The following is a 24,914-nucleotide window of genomic DNA, read 5'->3' as shown; positions in this document are numbered from 1 at the left end:
GGCTGCCGCTCTGGCAGCATGTGGCCGATGAAACCGATAGAAATCACCTTGCATCCCGTCGACAACCTGCGCCTCGCCAACCTGTGCGGCGCGATCGACGAAAACATCCGCCAGATCGAGACCGCCTTCGACGTGACGATCTCCCGCCGGGGCGAGCGTTTCACGGTGCATGGCGAGCCGGCCCACGGCCACGCCACGGCGCGGGCCCTGCGCCATTTCTACGATAAATCCGACGCGGCCTTGTCGGTGGACGACATCCAGCTCGGCCTCATCGAGCTGTCCAACCTGTCGGACGCCAGCTCGGCGGCGCCGGTGCTGCTCACCCGCAAGGCCGAGCTCCACGGCCGCACGCCGCGTCAGGTGGATTACCTGCGGCAGATCCAGGCCCACGACATCACCTTCGGCGTGGGGCCGGCTGGCACCGGTAAAACCTATCTGGCGGTGGCCAGCGCCGTCGACGCCTTCGAGCGGGAGCACGTCGAGCGCATCGTGCTCACCCGTCCGGCGGTCGAGGCGGGCGAGCGCCTGGGCTTTTTGCCCGGCGATCTGGCCCAGAAGGTCGACCCGTATCTGCGCCCGCTCTACGACGCGCTCTACGACCTGATGGGTTTCGACCGGGTCACCAAGCTCTTCGAGCGCGGCTGCATCGAGATCGCCCCGTTGGCATTCATGCGCGGGCGCACCTTGTCGCGGGCCTTCATCATCCTCGACGAGGCGCAGAACACCTCGCCGGAGCAGATGAAGATGTTCCTCACCCGCATCGGCATCGGCTCGCGGGCGGTGATCACCGGCGACCTCACCCAGGTCGACCTGCCCCGCGGCCAGAAGAGCGGCCTCGGCGAGGCGGTGCAGGTGCTCGCCGACGTGCGCGGCGTGGCCTTCACCCACTTCCTCAAGGAGGATGTGGTGCGTCACCCGCTGGTGGCGCGCATCGTCGCCGCCTACGAAACCCACTCCCAGCGCAACCAGCAGCAGCAAACCCAGCAATGACCGAAATCAAGCTCCCCCGCCGCCTCGACCTGTCGGTGCAATACGCCTGTAACCGCGAGGGCGTACCTTGCCGGGCTGATTTTCGGCGCTGGCTGCGGGCCGCCGAGCCGGGCGCGGCGCGCATCACGGTGCGCCTGGTGGACGAGGCCGAGGGGCGCGAGCTCAACCGCGACTACCGTGGCAAGGATTACGCCACCAACGTGCTCACCTTCGCCTACGATGAAGGCGAAGACATGCCCCTGCCCGAAGGCCTGCCCCTGATGGGCGACCTGGTGCTGTGCCGGCAGGTGGTCGAGCGTGAAGCGGCGGAGCAGGGCAAGGCCCTGGACGCCCATTACGCCCATTTATCCGTGCATGGTATGCTGCATTTGCAGGGCTTCGACCATGAAGTCGACGCCGAAGCCGAAGAAATGGAAGCCCGGGAGCGCGAGATCCTCGCCAAGCTGGGCTACCCCGACCCGTACGCGGGAGAACGCTGACATGGTGGGGTGAGCAATGCGCCATGGGCGATGAGGCTTCCGCAAGGGGGCGCCATCGCCCATGGCCCATTTCTCATCCACCCCCTTTATGGAACCCTCCAGTAGCAAGCCGTCCCTGCTCGAACGTCTGTCCGCCCTGCTGAGCCGGGAGCCGGAAGACCGTGAGGAGCTGCTCAGCCTCCTCCATTCCGCCCACGACCGCAACCTCTTCGACGCGGACGCGCTGGCGATCATCGAGGGCGCCCTCCAGGTGTCCGACATGCAGGTGCGGGACGTGATGATTCCCCGCGCGCAGATCGACGTGGTGAGCATCGAAGACTCCGTCGAGGAGATCACCCGCTTCGTCATCACCGCCGCGCACTCCCGCTTCCCGGTGATCGGCGAGAGCAAGGACGACGTGATCGGCATCCTGCTCGCCAAAGACCTGCTGCGGGTCTTCGCCGGCGAAGCCTTCAACCTGCGCGAGATGCTGCGCCCCGCGGTGTTCGTGCCCGAATCCAAGCGCCTCAACGTGCTGCTGCGGGATTTCCGTGTCAGCCGCAACCACATGGCCATCGTCGTCGACGAATACGGCGGCGTGGCGGGGCTGGTGACCATCGAGGACGTGCTCGAGCAGATCGTCGGCGACATCGAGGACGAATACGACTTCGACGAGGCTGCCGACAACATCATCCTCGACCAGGCCGGGCGCTACCGGGTCAAGGCCGGCACCGAGATCGAAGACTTCAACGCTGCCTTCGCCACCGACTTCAGCGATTCCGAATACGACACCGTGGGCGGCCTGCTGATTCGCCGGCTGGGCCGCCTGCCCAAGCGCAACGAGATCGTCGAGCTCGCCGGGTTGCGCTTCCAGGTGCTGCGCGCCGACAGCCGGCGCGTGTATTCCCTGCTCGTCGAGCGCCTCCCCGAGGCCGAGCCGGTCGGCGGCTGATGGGTTGGCGCAAACAGGGCGTCGCCTTCCTGGCGGGGGGCGCGTCGGTGCTGGCCTACGCACCTTTCGAGCTGTTCCCCGTCGCCGCCCTGGCGCTCGGCGCTCTGTTCTGGCTGCTCGGGCCGGGCGCGCCAGAGGCGCTGTGCTCGGCCAGCCTGCGCCGGCGCGCGGGGGCAGGCTTCGGCATCGGCTTCGCCTGGGGGCTCGGGGCGATGCTGGCCGGGGTTTCGTGGCTGTACGTGGCCCTCAACCGTTTTGGCGGGATGCCGATGCCCCTGGCGGCGCTGGCGATCCTGCTCTTCTGCGCGTTCATGGGTGCTTTCGCGGGTCTCTCGGGGGCGCTCTTCGGTGCGCTGCGCCAGGGCAGGGCGGGGCGTGATGCGTTGCTCTTTGCCGCGGCCTGGCTGGTGGGCGAGTGGGTGCGCGGCTGGGCCTTCACCGGTTTTCCGTGGCTGGCCAGCGGCTACAGCCAGAGCCCGCCCAGCCCGCTGGCAGGGTTCGCGCCGGTGTTCGGGGTGTTCGGAGTGGGCGGGCTGCTGGCCGCGGTGGCGGCGCTGGCGGTGGCGGCAATGGGCACGCGCAACTGGCGACCGGCGCTACTGGCGCTGCTGCTCCTTGCCGGCGGCGCCGGGCTGCGCCAGGTCGCCTGGACCGCCCCGGTGGGCGAGCCGCTGCGCGTTGCGCTGCTCCAGCCGAACATCGAACAGAGCCTCAAGTGGCGGCCCGAGATGCTGCAGCACTGGCTGGAGGTGAACCTCTCGATGCTGAGGAGCAACCCGGCCCAGCTCGTCGTGCTGCCCGAGACCACCATCCCGCTCCTGATCGACCACCTGCCGCCGGACTACCGGGATGCGCTTGCCCGCAGCGCCGCGCAGCACGGCGGCGACGTGGTGCTCGGCACCTTCACCCGCGACGCCGACGGCCACATCTTTAACGCTGCGGTGAGCCTCGGCAACTCGCCCACGGCGTACTACGCCAAGCAGCACCTGGTGCCCTTCGGCGAATATTCGCCGCCCTTGTTCGGCTGGTTCTACGCCCTGGCGAATATCCCCATGGCCGACCAGACCCGTGGCCCGGCTCGGCAGCCGCCGATGGCGCTGGCCGGCCAGAAGGTGGCGGTGAACATCTGCTACGAAGACGTCTTCGGCGAGGAGCTGATCCGCAGCCTGCCCGAGGCCACGCTGATGCTCAACCTCTCCAACCTGGCCTGGTACGGCAACTCGCTGGCGCAACCCCAGCACCTCCAGATCGCCCGCCTGCGGGCACTCGAGACCGGCCGCCCGATGCTGCGCGCCACCAACACCGGCATGACCGCGCTGGTGATGCCGGACGGCCGCGTCGAGGCGGTGCTGCCGGCCTTCGAGGCGGGTGCCCTGCATGTGGCGGTGCGCGGCTACCAGGGCCTCACGCCCTACGCCCGCTGGGGCAACTGGCCGGCGGTGGCGGCCGCGCTGGCGGTGCTGGGCCTGGCGGCGCTCCGGCGCCGCGGCTGAGGCGCTTTCTGCGGCCCCGGGCGGGGCATTTCGGCGGGGGCCGGCGTATCATCTCGGCTTGCTCATCTTCGAACAGGTTTCACGCCCATGCGCTCTTACCCCACCAACAGCCCGGCGGCGATCGCCCGCCTGATCGCCATGGCCATGCTCGCCGACGGCCGGCTGGACAACCGGGAAATCGACTGGATCAACCACCACGATACCGCCGCAATGGTGGGCGTCGACCGGGAGACGCTGATCCAGGTGCTGCTCGACTGCTGCCGTGACGTGATCACTGAAGCCGAGCAGGAGCGGGTCTTCCTGCTCGAGGAGGCGCGCCTGGCGCGCCTGGCCGACGACATCACCGACCGGGCGCTACAGAAGGTCGCCCTGTCCGCGATGCTCATCATTGCCAAGGCCGACGGCACCGTGAGCGAGGGCGAGGAGCCCCTGCTGCGCTACCTGATGCAGCGCTGGGGGCTCACCCTCGACGACCTGGCCGCCGCCTGATCCCTGCTGTTTTCCATCGCCGACCAAAAAGTCAAGACAAGGAGAAACACCATGAGCGACCAGATCAAGTATCTGCTCGACGAATCCCGCATGCCCAAGGCCTGGTACAACATCGCCGCCGACCTGCCGGTGCCGCTGCCACCGCCGCTGCATCCGGGCACGCTGCAGCCCCTCGGGCCGTCGGATCTGGCGCCGCTCTTCCCCAACGCGATCATCGCCCAGGAGATGTCCACCGAGCGCTACATCGACATCCCCGAGCCCGTCCGCGAGGTGCTGTGCCAGTGGCGCCCGAGCCCGCTGTTCCGCGCCCGCCGCCTCGAGAAGCTGCTCGGCACGCCGGCCAAGATCTACTACAAGTACGAAGGCGTTTCGCCGGCCGGCAGCCACAAGCCCAACTCCGCGGTGCCCCAGGCCTGGTACAACGCCCAGGAGGGCGTCAAGCGCCTCACCACCGAGACCGGCGCCGGCCAGTGGGGCTCGTCGCTGGCCTACGCCGGCGGGCTGTACGGGCTCGACGTGACGGTCTTCCAGGTGCGTGTCTCCTACGACCAGAAGCCCTACCGCCGCGCCCTGATGGAAACCTGGGGCGCCCGCTGCATCCCGTCGCCCTCGCCTGAGACCGAATACGGCCGCGCCGTGCTGGCCAAGTACCCCGATCACATCGGCTCGCTGGGCATTGCGATCTCCGAGGCGGTCGAGGTGGCCGCCCAGCAAGACGACACCAAGTACGCCCTCGGCTCGGTGCTCAACCACGTGCTGCTGCACCAGACCATCATCGGCGAAGAGGCCATCCTGCAGATGGAGATGGCCGGCGACGACCCGGACGTGGTGATCAGCTGCGTGGGTGGCGGCTCCAACTTCGCCGGCATCGCCTTCCCCTTCATCGGCCTGGGCCTGCGTGGCGGCCCCAACGCCAAGAAGCGCCGCATCCTCGCCATCGAGCCGTCGGCCTGCCCGTCCCTCAGCCGCGGCAAGTACGCCTATGATTTTGGCGACACCGCCCACCTGACGCCGCTGGTCAAGATGCACACCCTGGGCAGCGACTTCACCCCGCCGGGCCTCCACGCCGGCGGCCTGCGCTACCACGGCATGGCGCCGCTGGTCAGCCACGCCAAGGAGCTCGGCCTGATCGAGGCCCGCAGCGTGCACCAGACCGACTGCTTCGCCGCCGGCGTGATGTTCGCCCGCGCCGAGGGCATCGTGGCCGCGCCGGAGTGCACCCACGCCATCCGCGGCGCCATCGACGAGGCCCTGCGCTGCAAGGCCGAGGGCAAGAGCGAGACCATCCTGTTCTGCCTGTCGGGCCACGGCCACTTCGACATGGCCTCCTACACCAACTACATGTCCGGCAAGCTGGTGGACCAGGAGTACGACGAGAAGGAACTGGCGATGGCCTTGTCGATGCTGCCCAAGGTCGAGGCCTGAGCACCCCTGGGCGTGGGGTCGGCCGCTCCGGCGGCCGGCGCCGCGGAACGCCGGTAGATGTTCGTGGTCCATCTTGAATCATGCCAAGTCCACCGCAGACCGACTGGCACGCCCGGCCCCATGAAGAGGCCTTCGAGGCGTTCGAGTCCAGCCCCCACGACGGTCTCGCCGAAGAGGTCGCCGCGGCCCGGCTGGCCACCCACGGTCCCAACCGCATCGAGGCCCGCGCTGGCCGCGGGCCGCTGCTGCGCTTCGCGCTGCAGTTCCATCAGCCGCTCATCTACATCCTGATCGTCAGCGGCGCCGTCGCTGCCTTCCTTGGCGAATGGGCCGACGCGGGGGTGATCTTCGGCGTGGTGATGGTCAACGCCCTCATCGGTTTCATCCAGGAAGGCCGCGCCGAAGACGCCCTGGCGGCGCTCGCCCGCAGCGTGGCCAGCGACGTCACCGTGTTGCGCGGCGGCCAGCAGCGGCGCATCGACGCCGTCACGCTGGTGCCCGGCGACGTGGTGCGCCTGGCCGCGGGCGACAAGGTGCCGGCCGACCTGCGTCTCTTCGACGCCCGCGCGCTGCAGCTCACCGAAGCCGCGTTGACCGGCGAATCCACCTCGGTCGCCAAGCACACGGGCGTGGTCGCCTCCGACAGCGGGCTCGCCGAGCGCGCGAACCTGGCCTTCGCCGGCACCCTGGTGGTGGGCGGGCAGGGCGGTGGGCTGGTGGTGGCCACCGGCCGCGCCACCGAGACCGGCCGCATCGCCGACCTGCTCGATGCCACCGAATCCCTCGCCACGCCGCTGACCCGGGCGATGGCGCGTTTCTCCAACTACCTGCTGGTGCTCATCCTGGGCCTGGCGGTGGTCGGCTTCGTCGTCGGCAGCCTGCGTGGCGAGCCGCTCGTCGACATGCTGATGGCCGCGGTGGCGCTGGCGGTCGGGGCGATCCCCGAAGGCCTGCCGGCGGCGATCACCGTGACCCTCGCCATCGGCGTGGCGCGCATGGCCCGGCGCCGGGCCATCATCCGCCGCCTGCCGGCCGTCGAAACCCTGGGCAGCACCACGGTGATCTGCTCCGACAAGACCGGCACCCTCACCGAAAACCAGATGACCGTCCGCGCGCTGCTCGCCGGCGGCCAGCGCTTCGCCGTGAGCGGCGACGGCTACGCGCCCGAGGGCGTGGTGACGCGGGACGGCGCACCGGCCCACGCCGCCGGCCCGCTGCGCGAGCTGCTGGTGGCCGGCGTGCTGTGCAACGATGCCGGCCTCGCCGAGCAGGACGGCGTGTGGGGCATCACCGGCGACCCGACCGAGGCCGCGCTGCTGGTGGCTGCCCGCAAGGCCGGGCTCGACGAGCACGCGCTGCGCAAGGCCGCGCCGCGCCTCGACGAGATCGCCTTCGACTCGGCGCGCCAGTACATGGCCTGCCTCAACCAGCTGGATGGCCGCCACGTGGTGCTGCTGAAGGGCGCGCCGGAGGTCATCCTGTCCCGCTGCACACACATGCTCGATGGCGATGGCAGCGCGGTGCCGGCCGATACCGACGCCGTCGTCAGCGTCGGCCGGGCGATGGCGCGGGATGGCCTGCGCGTGCTGGCCTTCGCGCAGGTCGAGGTGGAAGGCGGGCCGCTCGACGCCGCGCAGCTCGCCGGAGGCCTGTGCTTCCTGGGCCTCCAGGCCATGCTCGACCCGCCGCGCCAGGCGGCGCTGCGGGCCATCGCCAGCTGCGCCGGGGCGGGCGTCGGCGTCAAGATGATCACCGGCGACCACGCCGACACGGCGCTGGCGATTGCCCGCGAGCTGGGCATCGCCGCCGAGGGCGACAAGGTGCTCACCGGCCGTCAGCTGGCCGCCCTCGACGACGCGGGGCTTTGCGCGGCGGTGCGGGAGGTGGACGTGTTCGCCCGGGTCGAGCCGGAGCAGAAGCTGCGCCTTGTCCAGGCCCTGCAGGCCAACGGCGAAGTGGTGGCGATGACTGGCGACGGGGTGAACGACGCCCCGGCGCTGAAGGCCGCCAACATCGGCGTCGCGATGGGCGCCGGCGGCACCGAGGTGGCCAAGGATGCCGCGGCGATGGTCCTCACCGACGACAACTTCGCCACCATCGAGGCCGCCATCGAAGAGGGGCGGGGCGTTTACGACAACCTGGTGAAGTTCATCATCTGGACCCTGCCCACCAACTTCGGCGAGGGGCTGGTGATCCTCTTCGCGGTGCTGGCAGGGGTTACACTGCCGATCACGCCCTTGCAGATCCTGTGGATCAACATGACCACCGCGGTGCTGCTGGGCCTGGCGCTGGCCTTCGAGCCGATCCAGCGCGACGTGATGGCGCGCCCGCCGCGGGCGCCCGGCACGCCCATCCTCGACGGGGTGCTGATCCGCCGCATCGTGCTGGTGGGTTTGCTGCTGCTGGTGGCGGCCTTCGGGTTGTTCCTGCGCTGGCGGGGGCTGGGTGCGTCCCTCGAGGAGGCGCGCACGGTGGCGGTCAATGTGTTCGTCGCCGGCGAGATCGCCTATCTCTTCAACTGCCGCAACCTGCGCGGGCCGTTCTGGCGCTGCGGCTGGTGGTCGAACCCGTGGTTCTGGGGCGGGATCGGCGCGATGGTGCTGCTGCAGGCCTTGTTCACCTACCTGCCCGTGATGAATCGGGTCTTTGCTTCAGCCCCGATCAGCCTGGCTGCCTGGCTGGAGATCGGCACGGCGGCGCTGGCCACGGCGCTGGTGGTGGGGCTCGAGAAGCGGCTCAGCCAGGGCCGCTGAGCCAGGGCCGCTAAGGCCGCCCTGGCGGGCGCTGCTTCAGGCGCGGTTCAAACCCGGAAGCGGGCAACCTGTTCCTTCAGCCCGCCGGCGATCCGCTCCAGATTTACCGCCGCCTCGGCCGCGCCCCGGATGCTGGCAGTGGTGTTGTCGACCATGTGGGAGATTTCCTCCACCCGCTGGGCGATCGAGGTGCTGGCCGCGCTCTGCTCGTGGGTCGCGTCGGCGATCTCGTGGACGCGGGTGAGGGCCTCCCGGGCGCCACGCTCGATGGCGCCGAGGGCGTCGGAAGCGAGGCTGGCCAGCGCGATGCCCTGTTCCACTTCGGGCAGGGCGGCGTTCATCGCGCTCACCGCGTTACCGGTGTCGCCCTGAATGCCGGTGATCATCTGTTCGATCTCGGTGGTGGCCGATGAGGTGCGTTCGGCCAGCTTGCGCACCTCGTCCGCCACCACCGCGAAGCCGCGGCCCTGCTCGCCGGCGCGGGCGGCCTCGATGGCGGCGTTGAGGGCCAGCAGGTTGGTCTGCCCGGCGATTTCCTTGATCACGTTGGCGATCGACGACACTTCGCCGATCCGCGTCTCGAGGGCGCGGATGCGCTCGGAGGCGCCGATCACCGTTTCCGACATCTTGCGGATGGCGCCGACGGCTTCGCCCACCCGGGTGCTGCCGTCGGCGGCGAGGCGCATCGAGTCCTGGGCGTTGCGCTCGGTTTCGCGGGCGCTGCTCGAGATGTGGCTGGAGCTGACGGTCAGTTCTTCCATCGCCGCCGCCATCGCCGCGGTGGCATCCGACTGGCGCTCGGCGGCCTCGGCCACCTGGCTGGAGACCCGGGCGATGTGGTCGGCGTTGCCCACCAGTTGGTTGGCGCCGTCGTTGATCTCGCCGACCATCCGGCGCAGGGCGCGCATCATCGTCGCGAGGGCGTTGAGCATGCTGCCCTCGCGGGTCTCGCCGACCTCGGTGGTGAGGTCGCCGTCGGCCGCCTGGCGCATCACCGCGGTGGCCTTCTGGGGCTCGCCGCCGAGCTGGCCGGTCACGCTCACGCTGATGCGCCAGCCGAACAGGCCCATCAGGGCCAGCAGCAGCAGCGAGATGCCGCCCAGGGTCAGCGCGATCGCGCGGAATTCCCGGTCCACGTCGTCCACGTAGATGCCGGTGCCGATGATCCAGCCCCAGGGTGCAAAGCCCATGGCGTAGGAAACCTTTGGCAGCGCCTCGGTGGCCCCCGCCTTGGGGAACCAGTAATCGATGTAGCCACCACCGGCTGCACCCGCCTTCACGATCTCCTGGATGATGTGCTTGCCGTTGGTGTCCTTCAGGCCGCTGGCGTCGCGCCCTTCCATCTCCGGCTTTGGGGGAAGCAGTACATAGTGGTTGGTGGTGGTGACGATGAACAGGTAGTTGTTGCCGTCGTAGCGGACGGCGCGCAGGGCCTCGGTGGCGGCCTTTTTGGCATCCGCCTCGGGCAGGCTGCCGGCCTGGGCCAGGGCGTGGAAGTGCTTGAGGATGCTGGCGCCGCTTTCCACCTGGTGCTTCGTCTGCACCTTGCGGTCCTCCATCATGGTGGTGCGCAGGCTGCCGAGGCTGACAGCGCACAGGGCGATCAGGCCGAACAGCATCATCCCGATGAGCAGGCGCATGCGTGCGGCGACGGCCAGGTTGCTTAACTTCATGGTGCGAATTCTCCTCGACGCTCCCCGCGGCCTCCCGGCATGGGGGCTGGATGAAAACTGCGATGTTTTCGGGTAGGGGCTGTTTTTTTTGGGTGTTAACAAACTTTGACAGTGTTTTTACGGCCTCCGCTGTCCGTTTCTTGAGCGGCCACGTGTTTCGGGACTGCAAACACCGGCCCGCGCCGATGCGGAGATGTTTCCCGCGCCGCACTTGCGCTCGGGCGTTCCTAGCCCGTCCAAACGCAGTAAAATCACGCCTTTGCCCAAACAGCGCGGCCCGCGCCGCGGAGCATCCATGTCCGTCCAAAAACCGACTTTCCAGCAGATCATCCTGCGCCTCTCGAACTTCTGGGCCGAGCACGGCTGCACGCTGCTCCAGCCCTACGACATCGAGGTCGGCGCCGGCACCTTCCACACCGCCACCTTCCTGCGCGCCATCGGCCCCGAGCACTGGAACGCCGCCTACGTCCAGCCGTCGCGCCGCCCCAAGGACGGCCGCTACGGCAACAACCCCAACCGCCTGCAGCACTACTACCAGTACCAGGTGGTGCTCAAGCCCTCGCCGGGCAACATCCAGGAGCTCTACATCGACAGCCTGCGCGCGCTGGGCATCGACCCCTGCGCCCACGACATTCGCTTCGTCGAGGACGACTGGGAATCCCCCACCCTCGGGGCCTGGGGCCTGGGCTGGGAGGTGTGGCTGGACGGCATGGAGGTCACCCAGTTCACCTACTTCCAGGAAGTTGGCTCGCTGTCGTGCAAGCCGGTGCTCGGCGAAATCACCTACGGCCTCGAGCGCCTGGCGATGTACCTGCAGGGCGTCGAAAACGTCTACGACCTAGTGTGGTCGATCGGCCCGGACGGCACGCCGGTCACCTACGGCAACGTCTATCACCAGAACGAAGTCGAGCAATCCACCTACAACTTCGAGCACTCCAACGTCGACTGGCTGTTCCGCCTGTTCACCGAATACGAGGGCGAGGCCAAGCGCCTGATGGCGGTGCCGCTGGTGCTGCCGGCCTTCGAGATGGTCATGAAGTGCTCCCACACCTTCAACCTGCTCGACGCCCGCGGCGCGATCTCGGTGACCGAGCGCGCCGCCTACATCGGCCGCGTCCGTGCGCTGGCCCGTGAAGTGGCCCAGGCCTATTACAACTCCCGCGAAGCCCTCGGCTTCCCGATGCTCAAGAAGGAGGCCGCGTGATGACCGGCGCGACCCTGCTCGTAGAACTGCTCACCGAAGAACTCCCGCCCAAGGCCCTGCCGAAGCTCGGCCAGGCCTTTGCCGACGGCATCGCCGCCGGCCTGCGTACGCGCGGTCTGGCCGCGGCCGACGGCGCCTTCCGCTGGTTCGCCACCCCGCGCCGCCTGGCCGTGACCCTGGCCGGCGTGTTGCCCGAGGCCGCCGCCCGGGAAGTCACCGAGAAGATCATGCCGGTCTCCGTGGCCCTCGACGCCAGTGGCCAGCCGACCGCAGCCCTCACCAAGAAGCTCGAAGCCAAGGGCATCCCGCTGACGGCGGTGGCCGGCTTCGAGCGCCGCCTCGACGGCAAGGCCGAGGCCCTGTTCCACACCAGCACGGTGGCCGGCGCCAAGCTCGCCGAGGTGCTCGCCGGCATCGTGCAGGACGCCCTCAAGGCGCTGCCCATCCCCAAGGTGATGCGCTGGGGTGACGGCGACGCCACCTTCGTGCGCCCGGCCCACAAGCTCACGATGCTCCACGGCACCAGCGTCGTGCCCGGCAGCGTGCTCGACATCCAGTCCGGCCGTACCACCCGCGGCCACCGCTTCATGAGCCGCGGCGACATCGACATCGCCAGCGCCGACGCCTACGAGCCCACGCTGCTGGCCGAGGGCAAGGTGATCCCCGATTTCGCCGAGCGCCGCGCCGACATCGAGAAGCAGCTCGTCACCGAGGCCGGCCGCCAGGGCGCCACCCTGGGCGAATACGCCGACCTGCTCGACGAGGTTACTGCGCTGGTCGAGCACCCCACCGTGTACGTGGGCGAGTTCGAGGCCGAGTTCCTGGCCGTGCCGCAGGAATGCCTGATCCTCACGATGCGCGCCAACCAGAAGTACTTCCCGCTGTTCGACGCCGAGGGCAAGCTGCTCAACCGCTTCCTGATCGTCTCCAACATGCAGATGGAAGACCCCTCCAACATCGTCACCGGCAACCAGCGCGTGGTGCGCCCGCGCCTGTCGGATGCGCGCTTCTTCTTCGAGCAGGACATCAAGGCCGGCCTCACCCCGCGGGTCGTCAAGCTCGGCTCGGTGGTCTATCACAACAAGCTCGGCTCCCTGGGCGATCGCGTCCAGCGCATGTCCATCGTGGCCCGCAAGGTCGCTGCCCTTCTGGGCGCCGACGAGAACCTCGCCAACCGCGCCGCGCTGCTCTCCAAGGCCGACCTGCTCACCGACATGGTCGGCGAGTTCCCTGAGCTGCAGGGCACCATGGGCCGCTACTACGCGCTTGCCGAAGGCGCGCTGCCGGTGGTCGCCGAGGCCATCGAGCAGCACTACCGCCCGCGCTTCGCCGGTGACGCGCTCCCCGACACCAACATCGGCCGCGCGCTGGCGCTGGCCGACAAGCTCGACTCCCTGGTCGGCTTCTTCGGCATTGGCCAGTTGCCCACCGGCGACCGCGACCCCTTCGGCCTGCGCCGGGCCGCCCTCGGCGTGCTGCGCATCCTCATGGAAAGCCCGCTGCCCCTCGACCTCGTCGCGCTGATCGACGAGTCGGCGGCCAGCTATGCGCCGGGCCTGCTCGGCAGCGAGCTGCCGGGCCCGCTGTTCGACTTCATGCTCGAGCGCCTGCGCAACCAGCTGCGCGAAGCCGGCCATGCCCAGGACGTGGTGGACGCGGTGCTGGCCCTCAAGCCCACCCGCATCGACCTGGTGGTGCCCAAGCTGCAGGCCGTGGTGGCCTTCCAGCAGCTGCCCGAGGCTGCCGCCCTGGCAGCGGCCAACAAGCGCATCGTCAACATCCTCAAGAAGGCCGATGTCACCCCCGGCGAGCCCGACGTGGCGCTGCTCGCCGAGGATGCCGAGAAGGCGCTGTTCCACGCCATCGTCGAGGTCGCCCCGCTGGCCCGCTCGCACTTCCAGAACGAGGACTACACCGACGCCCTGCGCGTGCTGGCCGGCCTGCGGGCCGCGGTGGACCGCTTCTTCGACGAGGTGATGGTGATGGCCGAGGAGCCGCTGGTGCGCCAGAACCGCCTGGCCCTGCTCGGCCAGCTGGCTGGCCTGATGAACCAGGTGGCGGACATCTCCCGCCTGTCGGCCTGAGCCTTGGCCTCGAGAGGGTATTTCATGAAGCTCATCGTGCTCGACCGGGACGGCGTCATCAACGTCGACTCCGACCAGTTCATCAAGTCGCCGGACGAATGGAAGCCGATCCCCGGCTCCCTCGAGGCCATCGCCCGGCTCAATGAATCCGGCTGGCGGGTGGTGGTCGCCTCCAACCAGTCGGGGGTCGGGCGCGGGCTGTTCGACATGGATACCCTCAACGCCATCAACGAGAAGATGACCAAGGCCATCGCCCAGGCGGGCGGGCGGCTCGACGCCATCTTCTTCTGCCCCCACCCGGCCGACTCCACCTGCGATTGCCGCAAACCCAAGCCGGGCATGTTCCTGCAGATCGCCGAGCGCTTCAACGTAGACATGAAGTGCGTGCCGGTGGTGGGCGACAGCCTGCGCGACCTGCAGGCTGGCGTCGCGGTGGGCTGCCAGCCCTACCTGGTGCTCACCGGCAAGGGCGCCAAGACCCAGGCCGACCCGGCGCTGCCGGCGGGCACTCTCGTCTTCCCCGATCTGGCTGCCGTGGCCGCCCAGCTCTCCGCCTGAGGTTTCTTCCCGTGGTCCTGATCCGCAATCTGCTTTTCATGCTGGCCCTGGCCGTGCTCACGCCGCTTTACGCGCTGATCGCCATGGCCACCTTTCCCTTCGGGCCGAAGACGCGGCACCGCATCATCCGCGGCTGGCCGCACCTGATGGCGTGGGTCGTCAAGCACGTGCTGGGCATCCCCTACCGCCTGGTGGGCGCCGAAAACATCCCGGCCGGCCCGGCGATCGTCATGTCCAAGCACATGTCGGCGTGGGAGACCATCATGCTGCAGGACATCTTTCCGCCGATGGTCTTCGTGATGAAGCGCGAGATCCACAAGCTGCCCTTCTTCGGCTGGGGCATCGCCCAGATGCCGATGATCGCCATCGACCGCGCCGCCGGCAAGGACGCCCTGGCCCAGGTGGTGGAGCAGGGCATCGACCGGCTCGGCCATGGTTTCTGGGTCACGATCTTCCCCGAGGGCACCCGGGTGGCCCCGGGCAGCCGCAAGCGCTACAAGGCCGGCGGCGCCGTGCTGGCGGCCAAAAGCGGCGCGCCGGTGGTGCCGGTGGCCCATAACGCCGGCGAATTCTGGGCCCGCAACGCCTTCCTCAAGCGCCCGGGCGAGGTGGTGGTGAGCATAGGCCCGGCGATCGATACCCAGGGCCTGCCCCCCGACGAGATCAACCGTCGCGCCGAGGCCTGGGTCGAGGGCGAGATGCACCGCCTCTTCCCCCATCACTACAAGCACCGCCACCACCCCAGGGAGACGTCGGCGGCGTGAGCGCGGCGGCTGTCGAGCTCCGCGAGATCATCCTCGGCGGGCAGCGCATCGCCTATACCCTGCGGCGCGGCGCCCGCAAGACCCTGGGCCTGCGCATCGACCACCGCGGCCTCACCGTTGGAGTGCCGCTCCGGGTGGGGCTGCGCGAGGCGGAAGCCTTCATCCGCAGCCACGCGGACTGGGTTGTCGAGAAACTTCAGGCTCGCCCGTCGGCACCGCCCGCGGCGGCCTTCGAGCCGGTGGAGGGGGCGTCCATCCCCTTCCTCGGCGAGGCCTGGCAGCTGCGGCTAGGGCGCGGCAACAACCGGGTGTTGTGGCACGAACAAGGCCCCGACAAGGTGCTCGAGCTGGCCCTGCGGGGCGGCGCCGATGCGCGCCAGCTGCTGCTGCGTGGCCTGCAGCAGCGCAGCCTCGAGCTATTCACCCACCGTGTCGAGGAGTTCTGCCTGCGCCTCGGCCGGCCGACGCCGGCAGTGGGGCTGTCGAATGCCCGCACCCGCTGGGGCAGTTGCAGCAGCCGCAGCGGCATCCGGCTGCACTGGCGGCTGGTGCATCTGCCGCTGGGGCTGATCGACTACGTTGTGGCCCACGAGGTGGCGCACCTGGTCGAGATGAACCATTCGCCGCGCTTCTGGGCCGTGGTGGAATCCCTTTACCCGGACCATCTGGCCGCCCGCAAGGCCTTGCGCCAGGCGGCGGCCCATCTTCCTTCCATCTGAATCGAGGAAACTTCCATGCGTCTTCTTCACACCATGCTGCGGGTCGGCGATCTCGACCGCTCCATCGCCTTCTACACCGAGGTGCTCGGAATGCGTCTCCTGCGCCGCCATGATTACCCGGAGGGCAAGTTCACGCTGGCCTTCGTGGGCTTTCAGGATGAGGCGGAGGGGGCGGTGATCGAGCTCACCCACAACTGGGGCGTCGAATCGTACGAGCTTGGCAACGGCTACGGCCATATCGCCCTCGAGGTGCCAGATGCCTACGCGGCCTGCGAGGCGATCAAGGCCCGCGGCGGCAAGGTGACCCGCGAGGCGGGCCCGATGAAGCACGGCTCGACGGTGATAGCCTTCGTGGAAGACCCGGACGGCTACAAGATCGAGCTGATCCAGAGCAAGGGCCGCAAGGACTGAGTCTCTTTCTCCCCAGTCCCCAGTCCCCACTTCCCGCGTTCTAAGCGCCCTCCAGCCCGAAGGCCCGGCGGAGGGCGGCGAGCTCCTGGTGAAGCGCGGCCAGGGCGGCGGGAGCTTCGCCGAGCCGTTTGTCCCGGCCCAGGTGTTCCAGCTGCTCGGCGCTGGCGCGGGCGCGGGGGGCGCAGAAGTTGGAGACCGCGCCCTTCAGGGCGTGGGCGGCGTTGGAGAGGGCCTCCGGGTCGCCGGCGGCCAGCGCAGCGTCGATGTCCTGCACCAGGCGCGGCTCGTCCTCGGCGTACATGACGATCAGCTGCTCCAGCAGGTCGGTGTCGTTGCCCAGGTTGAAGAGGGCCTTGTCGCGCTCGAAGACCGGGTCGTCGTCGGCCATCGGCTGGACGGCCCGCGGTGGGGCCGGGTCGGTGTTGTCGGTGTGGCGGAGCAGGGCCTCGACGAGGTCGGGGGCGTGCACCGGCTTCGACAGGTAACCGTCCATTCCCGCTTCGAGGCAGCGCTCGCGGTCGCCTTTCATGGCGTGGGCGGTCATCGCGACGATGGGGGTGTGGGGGCAGCCGGCGGCTTCGCGGGCGCGGATCCGGGCGGTGGCCTCGAAGCCGCCCATCACCGGCATCTGGACGTCCATCAGGATGATGTCGAACTTGCCGCGGGCGTGCAGGCCGAGCGCTTCCTCGCCGTTGTTGGCCACCTCCACCTGGTGACCGAGCTTGCCGAGCAGGCGTAGCGCGAGGGTGCGATTGACGGGGTTGTCTTCGGCCAGCAGCACGCGCAGCTGGCGGCGCTGTTCGCGCAGGCGGTGGCGGGTGATGAGGGGCCGGGCATCGGCCTTGTCGTCGAGCGGGTCCACCGACAGCAGGATCGCGTCGAGCAGGTCGGAGGCGAGGGCTGGCATGGGCTGCTGATCGGAGGGCAGCGCGGGCATCGGCAGGTAGGCGGCGATGCCCAGCTCGCGGCAGCGTGCGCCGTCACCGCGCCGCCCTTCGCCGGCCAGCATGATGATGCAGGGCGGCGCGGCCTTGGCGCCGCGGATCGCCTCGGCCAGCTGGAAACCTTCGGTGTCGGGCAGCTGGGTGCTGATCAGCGCGACGCGGCAGGGGTGGCCGAGCTCGGCGGCGCGCTCGAGTTCGAGGAGCGCGGTGACCGCGTCGGGGGCGGGGAGGGCGTGCATCCGCCACTGGCCGAGGAGTTCGACCAGCCTGGCCCGCTCGGCGGGGTTGTCCACCGCCACCAGCACCGGCAGGCCCTCGAGGTGGGCCTTTTCGTCCACCGCCGGGGCGCATTGGCCCAGCTCGAAACGCGCTGTGAAGTGGAAGATGCTGCCTTCGCCCGGCGTGCTCACCACGCCGATCTTGCCCCCCATGGCCTGCACCAGCTGCGCGCTGATGGTGAGACCCAGCCCCGTGCCGCCGTAGCGCCGGGTGGTGGAGGTGTCGGCCTGGGAGAAGGCGTCGAAGATGAGGGCCTGCTTTTCGGGGGGGATGCCGACGCCGGTGTCGTGCACCCGGAAGACCAGCGTGATCTGGTTGCCGTCGCCGGCCTGGGCGTCGGTTTCGACGACCACCGTGACCTCGCCGGCGGGGGTGAACTTGATGCCGTTGGAGATGAGGTTGATCAGCACCTGGCGCAGCCGATGGGGGTCGCCGATCAGGCTGTCGGCCACGTCGGGGGCGACCTCGACGCTGAGCTTGAGGTGCTTCTCGGTGGCCCGTTGCTGCAGGGTGCGCACCGCCAGCGCGACGCAGTCCCGCAGGCTGAAGTCGATCTGCTCGAAGTCGAGCTTGCCGGCCTCGATCTTCGAGAAGTCGAGGATGTCGTTGATGATGTTGAGCAGGCCGTTGGCCGAGCTCTTGACGAGGATGAGGTATTCGCGCTGCTCGTCATCCAGCGGGGTGTCGAGGGCGAGGTCGGTCATGCCGAGGATGGCGTTCATCGGCGTGCGGATCTCGTGGCTCATGTTGGCGAGGAAGTCGCTCTTCGAACGGCTGGTGGCCTCGGCGACTTCCTTGGCCTCGCGCATCAGCGCTTCGGAGTGCTTGCGGTCGCTGATGTCGCGCAGGTAGGCGGTGATCATCCGGTTGGCGCCGGCCCCGCTGGCCCCGAGGGCGACCTCGATGGGGAACTCGCGCCCGTCCCGATGGCGGGCGATGGCTTCGAGGCGCCGGTAGAGGGTGTCCTGGGAAGGGGTCTGGAGCAGCTCGCGCACGGCCTGGAGCTGGGTTTCGCGGAGGCGCTTGGGGAAGATCAGGTCGGCGATGGGCTGGTGCAGGGCGTCGGCCCGCGAGATGCCGAAGCTGCGTTCGGCGGCGGGGTTGAACTCGAGCACCTTGCCCTCGGTGTCGGTGGAGATGATGCAGTCGAGGGACGCCTCGGTGATGGCGCGGTTGCGCGACTCGCTGGCGGCGAGGGCCGACTGGCCGTCGAAGAGGCGGATCGAGGTCCAGTTGAGGGCGTCCACCAGCTGGCGTACTTCGGCGACGACGCCTGGGGCCTGCAGGGTGTTGCCGTGGCTGGCCTCCAGCCCTTCGGCGAAGGCCGTGGCCTGCTGCAGGCTGCGCAGGGGGGCGCGCAGGAAGTAGCGGATCGCCAGGGTGCCGCCGAGCAGGGTGAGGATACCGGCGAGCAGGCTGTCGCTCAGGATGTGGGCCAGGTTTTCGCCGGAGGCGGGGGCGAGCTCGAGACGCAGCCAGCCCAGCGGGGCGTTGTTGCCGATGCTGGCCCAGGCGACGATGTGCGGCCCGCTGGCGACGGCTCTGCCGGTGGCAGGCGGGACGAGCGGTTGGCGGTCGAGGGGCTCGACCCGGGGGGTGCCGCTGCCGGTCATGCGGACGCTGGCGAGGGGGACACCCTGCCGATCGGTGACGGTGGCCTGCCGGACGTGCGGGTAGTCTTCGAGGAGGAGCAGGTGAGCGCCGATCTCGGTGGCCTCGCCCCGGGCGACGTGGGGCTCGAGGGCCGCGGCGAGGGCGGTGGTGAGCTCGTCCGCGTGGCGGTGCTCCAGCTGTTCGATGAAGTCGGCCTGTTCGAGCCCGACATAGACGGCGTAGCCCCCGACCGACAGGGTCAGCAGCAGGGCGAAGAGCAGCGCTAGCTGCTGGCCGAGGGTGCGAAAGCCGACGCGGGAGGCGAGGCGGTGCAGGTAGTCGTTCATTCGTCTTGGAAGCGCTGGCGAATTTCGAGAACGGCGTCCCACTGGTCGAAGAAGGCGTCCACGCAGGCGGGGTCGAAGTGGGCGCCCTTGCCTTCACGCAGGAAGGCGGCGGCGCGCTCGAGCTCCCAGGCGGCTTTGTAGGGGCGGGGCGAGGTGAGGGCGTCGAAGACATCCGCCACCGCGACGATCCGCCCGACGAGGGGGATGGCGTCGCCGGCCAGGCCGTCGGGGTAGCCGCTGCCGTCGTATTTTTCGTGGTGGCTGAGGGCGATCTCGGCGGCCATCTGGATCATCGGTGAGTCCGAGCCAGTCAGGATGTCGTGGCCGATGCGCGCGTGGCGGCGCATGATCTCGAGCTCGTCGTCGTCGAGGCGGGCCGGCTTGAGCAGGATGTGATCAGGCGTGCCGACCTTGCCGATGTCGTGCATCGGGGCGGCGATCAGGATGCGCTCGCACAGCTCGTCGTCGAGGCCGAGGCGGCGGGCGATGAGTTGCGAGTAGTGGGCCATGCGCAGGATGTGGGCGCCGGTCTCCAGGTCGCGGAATTCGGCGGCGCGGGCGAGGCGCATCACGGTCTCCTGTTCCCGGGCGATGATCTCGGCGGTCTTGCGGATGACGGCCTCGCGCAGGTCGTCGTTCCAGCGGCAGAGGCGTTTGTGGCTCTCCCGCAGGCTGAGCATGGTGCGCACGCGGGGGTCGAACTCGTTGCGGTCGATGGGCTTGGTGAGAAAGTCGTTGGCGCCGGCGCGGAGGCACTCGTAGCGCACCTCTTTTTCGTGGGCGGCGGTGACCATCAGGATCGGGACGCTGTCGGCCGGGTAGAGCTTGCGCAGGGTGCGGATGAAATCGATGCCGTTGATGTCGGGCATCATGTAGTCGACGATGAGCAGGTCGGGCTCGTTGCTGGCGCACCACTGCAGCCCTTCGAGGGGCTGGGAGAAGGTGACGATCTCGGTCTCGGGCGGCGTCAGCTTGCGGACGAGGGCCTGGATGAGGGTCAGGTTGAGGGGCGTGTCATCGACGATGGCTATGGCCATGGTGGCTCCGGATTGACTGGCATGGGCCGCTGCGCCGGCTGGGCGTGTTTCAGATTATCGGCCCGACATCCTCAAAATTGAGCGTGCGCGGCGTGTCTGCCTCGGGCCGGAGCGCGTTTTCCGTTGCGCCGGCCGGCGCCGTGCAAGGCAGGGTGAGCACGAAGCTGCTGCCGCGGCCCGGGGCGCTGTCGACCTCCACCCGCCCGCCGAGGATTCGCGTGGCGAGGTTGTACACGATGTGCAGGCCGAGGCCGCTGCCGCCCTTGCCGAGCCGGGTCGTGAAGAAGGGGTCGAAGATGCGTGGCAGGTTGGCCGCCGGAATGCCGTTGCCGTCGTCGTCGAAGCGGATCTCGACCCAGCCCGGCGCGGTGTGCCGGGGCGTAACCCGGATGTTGCCGTGGCGGCGACCGTCGAAGGCGTGGAGGAGGGCGTTGCTGAGCAGGTTGGTGAAGATCTGCCCGAGGGCGCCGGGGTAGCTGTCCATCTCCAGGGCTTCGAGCGGGGCGATCTCGAGCACGTAGGGGCTGTTTCTGACCATCGGGCTGAGGGTGATCGCCATTTCATGCAGGAAGCCGCCGAGCTCGAAGCGCCGCCGCTGCTCGCTGGTCTGGTCCATGGCCACCTGCTTGAAGCTGCGCACGAGCTCCTCGGCACGGCTGAGGCTGCGCACCAGGAGGCCGGTGGCTTCGCGGGTGACTTCGAGGTGCTCGTCGAAGTCGCGGCGACGCAGGCGGCCCGCGGCGTGTTGTGCGCCGATCTCGACGGCATTGGCGGCGAGGGTGGTGGCGATGGTGACGCTGTTGCCGATGGGGGTGTTGAGCTCGTGGGCGACGCCGGCCACCAGCGAGCCGAGGGCCGCCATCTTGTCGCTTCGGATGAGCTCTTCCTGGGTCTGGCGCAGGGTGTCGAGGGCGGAGCTGAGCTCGGTGGTGCGTGCGGCGACGCGCTGCTCGAGGGTCCGGTTGAGGTCTTCGATGTCGGCCTGGATGCGGCGCAGCTCGGTGATGTCCACCACCGACCAGAGGGCGCACTCCTCGCCATCCACGTTGAGCAGGCGCCCGGAGATCAGGCAGGTTGCGATGCCCTGGCGCCCGGGAAGGTTCAGCCGGACTTCGCGCTGGGTGACATGCTCGTTGCTGGCGATGCGGGCATAGACGGCGCGCTGTTCGTCGAGATCCACCCACAGGCCGAGCTGGATGGCGCTCTGGTCGCGCACCGCGTGGCGGTCGAGGCCGAACAGCTGCTCCCAGGCCGGGTTGGCGTCCACGTGGCCGCGGTCGCTCATGCGTGTGAGCGAGAGGGCGCAGGGGGCCGAGTTGAAGATCGCCGCGAAGCGGGCTTCGCTCTCAGTGAGCCTGCGGATGGCGGCGAGCTCGGCGGTGATGTCGCGGTAGGCGGTGATCACGTAGCTGCGGGCGCCGATCTGCAGCGGCCGGGCGCTGAGCAGGGTTTCGACCGCCGAGCCGTCGCGCCGGCGCAGGGTGACCGGGCGCTTGCTGACGGTGCCGCCGACCCGCAGCTCGGCGCGGATCTCGCGGGCGTCGTCGGGGCCGCCCCACAGGCCGAAGTCGTCGCCGCTGCGGCCCAGGCTCTCGTCGCGGCGGTAACCGAGGAGCGGCGTCCAGTTGTGGTTCATGTCGATCAGCCGCCCCTCGTCCCGGGTGCTCAGCACGAGGAGCTCCGGCAGCAGTTCGAACAGCCCGGCGAAGCGCGCGTGGGCTTCGTCGAGGGCGTGTTCGGCGGCCTGGCGGCGGGCGGTCTCGGCCTGCAGCAGCTCGTCGAGCCGGCGGGCTTGGTCCTTGCCATGGCGGCGTGCCCGTGTGGCAAACGCGAGGGCGGCCAGCGCCAGCATCAGGGTGGCGCCGGTGAGGAGGCTGGTGGGGGCGGATTCGAGCAAGCGGGCTCCGGGCGTGGGCTCAGCGCAGGGCGCGCAGCAGGTCGGCCAGCGTGGTGAAGCCGGCGTCGTAGAAGTACTGGAGCAGCGGCGCCAGATGGCTGAGAGCCAGCAGCAGCACGCCGAAGCCGACCGTGAGAGTGATCGGGAAGCCGATCGCGAAGAGGTTGAGCTGTGGCGCGGCGCGGGTGAGCACACCGAGGGCGATGTTGGTGATGAGCAGCGCGGTGACGATGGGCAGCGCCATCAGCAGGCCGCTGGCGAAGATGCTCGCGCCGAAGCGGGCGAGGATCAGCCAGCCACCCTTGTGGGGCAGGGTGGCGCTGACCGGCAGCCATTCGAAGCTGCGGGCGAGGGCGTCGATCATCAGCAGGTGCCCGTTGAGGCTGAGGAAGACGAGGGTCGCGAGGAGGGTCAGGAACTCGCCGACCACCGCCGTCTGCCCGCCGGCGACGGGGTCGAAGAAGGTGGCGAAGGAGAGGCCCATCTGCAGGCTGATGATCTCGCCCATCAGGTCGAGGGCGGCAAACACCACCCGCAGCACCAGGCCCATGGCGATGCCGATCAGCGTCTGCTGGAAGAGGATCAGGATGCCCGCCCAGGAGTCGATGGCCTCCGGCGGGGCTGATGGCACCACCGGCAGCAGGCCCAGCGTGATGGCCAGCCCGACCATCAGCTTGATGCGGCGCGGCACGGCGTTGTTGCCGAACACCGGCGCGGCGCCGACGAAGCCGAGGATGCGCGCCATCGGAAAGGCCAGCAGGGCCAGCCAGCCTTCGAGCTGGGCGGAGGTGACGGAGAGCACGGGCTGAAACCTAGCCGATCATCGACGGGATGCTCTCGAAGAGGCGCCGGATGAATTCGGTCAACATCGTGATCATCCACGGCCCGGCGAGCACCAGGGTGATGAAGGTGGCGATCAGCTTGGGGACGAAGGAGAGGGTCTGCTCGTTGATCTGGGTGGCGGCCTGGAAGATCGAGATGATGAGGCCGGTGACCAGCGCGGCGATGAAGAGCGGGGCCGACACCAGGAGCGTGAGCTCCAGCGCCTGACGGCCGAGGTCGATGACGGTGGTGGGGGTCATGGCGAGGGTCAGCCGAAGCTTTGCACGAGGGAGGCGATCAGCAGGTTCCAGCCATCCACGAGCACGAACAGCATGATCTTGAAGGGGAGCGAGACGATGGCCGGGCTCATCATCATCATGCCCATCGACATCAGCACCGAGGCGACGACCATGTCGATGATGAGGAAGGGGATGAAGATGATGAAGCCGATCTGGAAGGCGGTCTTCAGCTCGGAGGTGACAAAGGCCGGCAGCAGCACGCGCATCGGCAGGTCTTCGGCCTTGTCGACCCGCGGGGTTTTGGCGAGCTTGGAGAAGAGGTTGAGGTCGGGCTCGCGGACCTGCTTGAGCATGAAGGCCTTCACCGGCACGGTGGCCCGCGCCACGGCTTCGTCGAAGTTGATGCGGTTCTCGGAGAGCGGCTGCCAGGCTTCGGTGTAAACCCGGTCGGCCACCGGCGACATGATGAAGAAGGTGAGGAACAGGGACAGCCCGACCAGAACCTGGTTGGGGGGCGAGGTCTGGGTGCCGAGGGCGTGGCGCAGCAGCGACATGACGATGATGATGCGCGTGAAGCTGGTGGTCATCAGCACCATCGCGGGGATGAAGGACAGCGAGGTCATCAGCAGCAGGGTCTGCATCGACAGGCTGTACTGGGTGCCGCCACCCGCCGCGGGCGTGCTGGTGAGCGCCGGCAGGGCCTGGGCCAGCACCGGCAGCGGTGCCAGCAGGCACAGAGGTGCCCAGCGGATGGCGAGGCGCGAGGCGCGGAGGAGACGGGATTTCATCGGGAGCGCCGTTCGAGGGTCTGCTTGAGCCAGCTCTGGAAGTCTTTGCCGGCGGGGTGCGGGGTGTCGTCCGGCGCGCCGGGCAGGTCGGCGGCGTCGAGGGTGTGCAGGGGGGTGATGCGCCCGGGCGTGACGCCCAGCACGAGCACCTTGCCCGCCACGTCCACTAGCACTACCCTTTCGCGGGGGCCGACGGCGGTGGCGCCGCGAACCTTGATCAGCCCGGCGGCATTGCCCGTGCCGGCCCCCAGGCGCTTGAGCACGTGCAGGCTGGCATACAGGAGGCCGATCACCACGGCCAGCCCCAGGAGCATCTGCACGAGGCTGCCGGCCGCATCGAGGCTGCCGTCCGCCGCGGCGGCGGCGCGGGTGGCGACAAGTATGCTGGCGGTGATGAGGTTGAAGCGCATGGGTTTTGAGCGGGGCTGGTTCAACTTTGGTGGGAGCTTGCCCAGCATACCGAGCCGGTCATTGTTCGGATGGCCCGATAAGGCGGGCAAAACCGTACTTTTTCGTGATTTCACCCGGGGCGGCCGAACTGCGGCGGGCGCCTATACTCCAAGCTGTCAGCATCTGCCGATGGCTCGCGGAGCCGCGCGTCATGGCGGGTGTTTGCAGGGAAGGCCCGGGGGCTGCCTGGCGTGCGCCGGCTCCGGGGCGTCGCGGAAACTGATCATTGGAGGTGCGATCATGTTGCTCTGGCATCGTGACACCCGGCCGGAGGCCGGTGTGGCGGAAGAGATCCCAAGCCTCGCCGCGGGCGTCGCCGGCTATGAGGCCAAGCGCCAGCGAGCCCTGCAGATACTGGGCGAGCGCTGGCTGTTGCACCGGGCCAATGCGCCCGACCGCAGGCCTGTGCGCTCAGTCCTGGCGCGGGAGCGGGCCGGGCTGCCCCCGCCGGTAGGGCCGCACTGACCCACCCCCTTCATCGTTGTCGATGCCCCGCTCATCCGCGCGGGGGGGCTCCGGCTTTACGGGACAGGGCTACCGATAAT

At 69.2% G+C, this 24,914-nt stretch carries 22 protein-coding genes; 14 read left to right on the top strand and 8 right to left on the bottom strand.

Features of this window, described 5'->3' with window-relative positions; genetic code table 11:
* Positions 1 to 27: 27 nt before the first annotated feature.
* The 7 genes from ZRA01_RS15035 (at position 28) to ZRA01_RS15005 (ending at position 8,560) form a co-directional block, all read left to right on the top strand.
* Positions 28 to 990 carry a PhoH family protein gene (locus tag ZRA01_RS15035; RefSeq protein WP_218028728.1) on the top strand — a complete coding sequence of 321 codons (963 nt, stop codon included), beginning with the start codon at positions 28 to 30 and terminating at the stop codon, positions 988 to 990.
* Entirely contained in the window at positions 987 to 1,469 is a 483-nt protein-coding gene (gene ybeY, locus ZRA01_RS15030; protein ID WP_141353639.1) for an rRNA maturation RNase YbeY, read from the top strand. The genes ZRA01_RS15035 and ybeY overlap by 4 nt, the downstream gene beginning before the upstream one ends.
* Positions 1,470 to 1,557: 88 nt before the next feature.
* Entirely contained in the window at positions 1,558 to 2,400 is an 843-nt protein-coding gene (locus ZRA01_RS15025) for a CorC family transporter (protein WP_141353637.1), read from the top strand.
* Positions 2,400 to 3,893 carry an apolipoprotein N-acyltransferase gene (lnt, locus tag ZRA01_RS15020; RefSeq protein ID WP_141353635.1) on the top strand — a complete coding sequence of 498 codons (1,494 nt, stop codon included), beginning with the start codon at positions 2,400 to 2,402 and terminating at the stop codon, positions 3,891 to 3,893. Before ZRA01_RS15025 ends, lnt begins: the two co-directional genes overlap by 1 nt.
* An 87-nt stretch (positions 3,894 to 3,980) precedes the next feature.
* A complete protein-coding gene (locus ZRA01_RS15015) occupies positions 3,981 to 4,382 on the top strand; it encodes a tellurite resistance TerB family protein (protein ID WP_141353634.1) in 402 nt (133 codons plus the stop codon).
* 51 nt (positions 4,383 to 4,433) lie between these two features.
* On the top strand, positions 4,434 to 5,807 hold the full coding sequence (locus tag ZRA01_RS15010) for a TrpB-like pyridoxal phosphate-dependent enzyme (protein WP_141353632.1): 1,374 nt from the start codon (positions 4,434 to 4,436) through the stop codon (positions 5,805 to 5,807).
* 80 nt (positions 5,808 to 5,887) lie between these two features.
* Positions 5,888 to 8,560: an HAD-IC family P-type ATPase gene (locus tag ZRA01_RS15005; protein ID WP_141353630.1), complete on the top strand. Its 2,673-nt coding sequence runs from the start codon at positions 5,888 to 5,890 to the stop codon at positions 8,558 to 8,560.
* A gap of 47 nt (positions 8,561 to 8,607) precedes the next feature.
* Here ZRA01_RS15005 and ZRA01_RS15000 read toward each other — a convergent pair whose 3' ends face one another.
* Complete coding sequence (locus ZRA01_RS15000; RefSeq protein WP_141353628.1) at positions 8,608 to 10,233, bottom strand: methyl-accepting chemotaxis protein; 1,626 nt, start codon at positions 10,231 to 10,233, stop codon at positions 8,608 to 8,610.
* Positions 10,234 to 10,528: 295 nt separating this feature from the next.
* On the opposite strand from ZRA01_RS15000, the gene glyQ reads away from it, so the two are divergent.
* Genes glyQ through gloA form a run of 6 tightly spaced genes read left to right on the top strand, consistent with a single transcriptional unit; the run spans position 10,529 to position 15,973 of the window.
* Positions 10,529 to 11,437 carry a glycine--tRNA ligase subunit alpha gene (glyQ, locus tag ZRA01_RS14995; RefSeq protein WP_141353626.1) on the top strand — a complete coding sequence of 303 codons (909 nt, stop codon included), beginning with the start codon at positions 10,529 to 10,531 and terminating at the stop codon, positions 11,435 to 11,437.
* A complete protein-coding gene (glyS, locus tag ZRA01_RS14990; RefSeq protein ID WP_141353624.1) occupies positions 11,437 to 13,521 on the top strand; it encodes a glycine--tRNA ligase subunit beta in 2,085 nt (694 codons plus the stop codon). The genes glyQ and glyS overlap by 1 nt, the downstream gene beginning before the upstream one ends.
* Positions 13,522 to 13,545: 24 nt before the next feature.
* Entirely contained in the window at positions 13,546 to 14,079 is a 534-nt protein-coding gene (gene gmhB, locus ZRA01_RS14985; protein WP_141353621.1) for a D-glycero-beta-D-manno-heptose 1,7-bisphosphate 7-phosphatase, read from the top strand.
* Positions 14,080 to 14,090: 11 nt separating this feature from the next.
* Complete coding sequence (locus ZRA01_RS14980) at positions 14,091 to 14,843, top strand: lysophospholipid acyltransferase family protein (RefSeq protein ID WP_141353619.1); 753 nt, start codon at positions 14,091 to 14,093, stop codon at positions 14,841 to 14,843.
* Complete coding sequence (locus ZRA01_RS14975) at positions 14,840 to 15,562, top strand: M48 family metallopeptidase (protein WP_246093688.1); 723 nt, start codon at positions 14,840 to 14,842, stop codon at positions 15,560 to 15,562. Before ZRA01_RS14980 ends, ZRA01_RS14975 begins: the two co-directional genes overlap by 4 nt.
* A 15-nt stretch (positions 15,563 to 15,577) precedes the next feature.
* A complete protein-coding gene (gene gloA, locus ZRA01_RS14970) occupies positions 15,578 to 15,973 on the top strand; it encodes a lactoylglutathione lyase (RefSeq protein WP_141353617.1) in 396 nt (131 codons plus the stop codon).
* A gap of 40 nt (positions 15,974 to 16,013) precedes the next feature.
* On the opposite strand, the gene ZRA01_RS14965 is transcribed toward gloA, so the two are convergent.
* Genes ZRA01_RS14965 through fliO form a run of 7 tightly spaced genes read right to left on the bottom strand, consistent with a single transcriptional unit; the run spans position 16,014 to position 24,329 of the window.
* Positions 16,014 to 19,136 (bottom strand): hybrid sensor histidine kinase/response regulator, encoded by a 3,123-nt coding sequence (locus tag ZRA01_RS14965; RefSeq protein ID WP_141353615.1) that lies wholly within the window; start codon positions 19,134 to 19,136, stop codon positions 16,014 to 16,016.
* Positions 19,133 to 20,173, bottom strand: coding sequence for an HD domain-containing phosphohydrolase (locus ZRA01_RS14960; RefSeq protein ID WP_141353613.1), 1,041 nt, complete (start codon positions 20,171 to 20,173; stop codon positions 19,133 to 19,135). Before ZRA01_RS14960 ends, ZRA01_RS14965 begins: the two co-directional genes overlap by 4 nt.
* A 49-nt stretch (positions 20,174 to 20,222) precedes the next feature.
* A complete protein-coding gene (locus tag ZRA01_RS14955; protein ID WP_141353611.1) occupies positions 20,223 to 22,070 on the bottom strand; it encodes a PAS domain-containing sensor histidine kinase in 1,848 nt (615 codons plus the stop codon).
* Positions 22,071 to 22,089: 19 nt separating this feature from the next.
* Positions 22,090 to 22,872 (bottom strand): flagellar biosynthetic protein FliR, encoded by a 783-nt coding sequence (gene fliR / locus ZRA01_RS14950; RefSeq protein ID WP_141353609.1) that lies wholly within the window; start codon positions 22,870 to 22,872, stop codon positions 22,090 to 22,092.
* A gap of 10 nt (positions 22,873 to 22,882) precedes the next feature.
* Complete coding sequence (fliQ, locus tag ZRA01_RS14945; protein WP_141353607.1) at positions 22,883 to 23,152, bottom strand: flagellar biosynthesis protein FliQ; 270 nt, start codon at positions 23,150 to 23,152, stop codon at positions 22,883 to 22,885.
* Between the two features lie 8 nt (positions 23,153 to 23,160).
* The gene (gene fliP, locus ZRA01_RS14940; RefSeq protein WP_141353605.1) at positions 23,161 to 23,919 is read right to left on the bottom strand and encodes a flagellar type III secretion system pore protein FliP; all 759 of its coding nucleotides are present in this window, start codon (positions 23,917 to 23,919) and stop codon (positions 23,161 to 23,163) included.
* Positions 23,916 to 24,329, bottom strand: a complete 414-nt coding sequence (gene fliO / locus ZRA01_RS14935; protein WP_246093687.1) for a flagellar biosynthetic protein FliO — start codon at positions 24,327 to 24,329, stop codon at positions 23,916 to 23,918. Before fliO ends, fliP begins: the two co-directional genes overlap by 4 nt.
* Positions 24,330 to 24,609: 280 nt before the next feature.
* On the opposite strand from fliO, the gene ZRA01_RS14930 reads away from it, so the two are divergent.
* Complete coding sequence (locus tag ZRA01_RS14930) at positions 24,610 to 24,834, top strand: hypothetical protein (RefSeq protein ID WP_141353603.1); 225 nt, start codon at positions 24,610 to 24,612, stop codon at positions 24,832 to 24,834.
* Positions 24,835 to 24,914 lie beyond the last annotated feature (80 nt).

This window comes from Zoogloea ramigera, from assembly GCF_006539865.1.
Taxonomy (GTDB): domain Bacteria; phylum Pseudomonadota; class Gammaproteobacteria; order Burkholderiales; family Rhodocyclaceae; genus Zoogloea; species Zoogloea ramigera.
The sequence above is the reverse complement of the archived record's forward strand: the minus strand, read 5'-3'. Positions and strand labels throughout refer to the sequence as shown.

Bases quoted from the DNA above. Each gene is read 5' to 3' on its own strand.
- glyS (WP_141353624.1), top strand. From the start codon at position 11,437: ATGACCGGCGCGACCCTGCTCGTAGAACTGCTCACCGAAGAACTCCCG.
- ZRA01_RS14960 (WP_141353613.1), bottom strand. From the start codon at position 20,173: ATGGCCATAGCCATCGTCGATGACACGCCCCTCAACCTGACCCTCATC.
- ZRA01_RS15015 (WP_141353634.1), top strand. From the start codon at position 3,981: ATGCGCTCTTACCCCACCAACAGCCCGGCGGCGATCGCCCGCCTGATC.
- fliQ (WP_141353607.1), bottom strand. From the start codon at position 23,152: ATGACCCCCACCACCGTCATCGACCTCGGCCGTCAGGCGCTGGAGCTC.
- ZRA01_RS15025 (WP_141353637.1), top strand. From the start codon at position 1,558: ATGGAACCCTCCAGTAGCAAGCCGTCCCTGCTCGAACGTCTGTCCGCC.
- glyQ (WP_141353626.1), top strand. From the start codon at position 10,529: ATGTCCGTCCAAAAACCGACTTTCCAGCAGATCATCCTGCGCCTCTCG.
- fliP (WP_141353605.1), bottom strand. From the start codon at position 23,919: ATGAAATCCCGTCTCCTCCGCGCCTCGCGCCTCGCCATCCGCTGGGCA.
- fliO (WP_246093687.1), bottom strand. From the start codon at position 24,329: ATGCGCTTCAACCTCATCACCGCCAGCATACTTGTCGCCACCCGCGCC.
- ZRA01_RS15035 (WP_218028728.1), top strand. From the start codon at position 28: ATGAAACCGATAGAAATCACCTTGCATCCCGTCGACAACCTGCGCCTC.
- lnt (WP_141353635.1), top strand. From the start codon at position 2,400: ATGGGTTGGCGCAAACAGGGCGTCGCCTTCCTGGCGGGGGGCGCGTCG.
- gmhB (WP_141353621.1), top strand. From the start codon at position 13,546: ATGAAGCTCATCGTGCTCGACCGGGACGGCGTCATCAACGTCGACTCC.
- ZRA01_RS15010 (WP_141353632.1), top strand. From the start codon at position 4,434: ATGAGCGACCAGATCAAGTATCTGCTCGACGAATCCCGCATGCCCAAG.
- ZRA01_RS15005 (WP_141353630.1), top strand. From the start codon at position 5,888: ATGCCAAGTCCACCGCAGACCGACTGGCACGCCCGGCCCCATGAAGAG.
- ZRA01_RS15000 (WP_141353628.1), bottom strand. From the start codon at position 10,233: ATGAAGTTAAGCAACCTGGCCGTCGCCGCACGCATGCGCCTGCTCATC.
- ZRA01_RS14930 (WP_141353603.1), top strand. From the start codon at position 24,610: ATGTTGCTCTGGCATCGTGACACCCGGCCGGAGGCCGGTGTGGCGGAA.
- ybeY (WP_141353639.1), top strand. From the start codon at position 987: ATGACCGAAATCAAGCTCCCCCGCCGCCTCGACCTGTCGGTGCAATAC.
- ZRA01_RS14965 (WP_141353615.1), bottom strand. From the start codon at position 19,136: ATGAACGACTACCTGCACCGCCTCGCCTCCCGCGTCGGCTTTCGCACC.
- gloA (WP_141353617.1), top strand. From the start codon at position 15,578: ATGCGTCTTCTTCACACCATGCTGCGGGTCGGCGATCTCGACCGCTCC.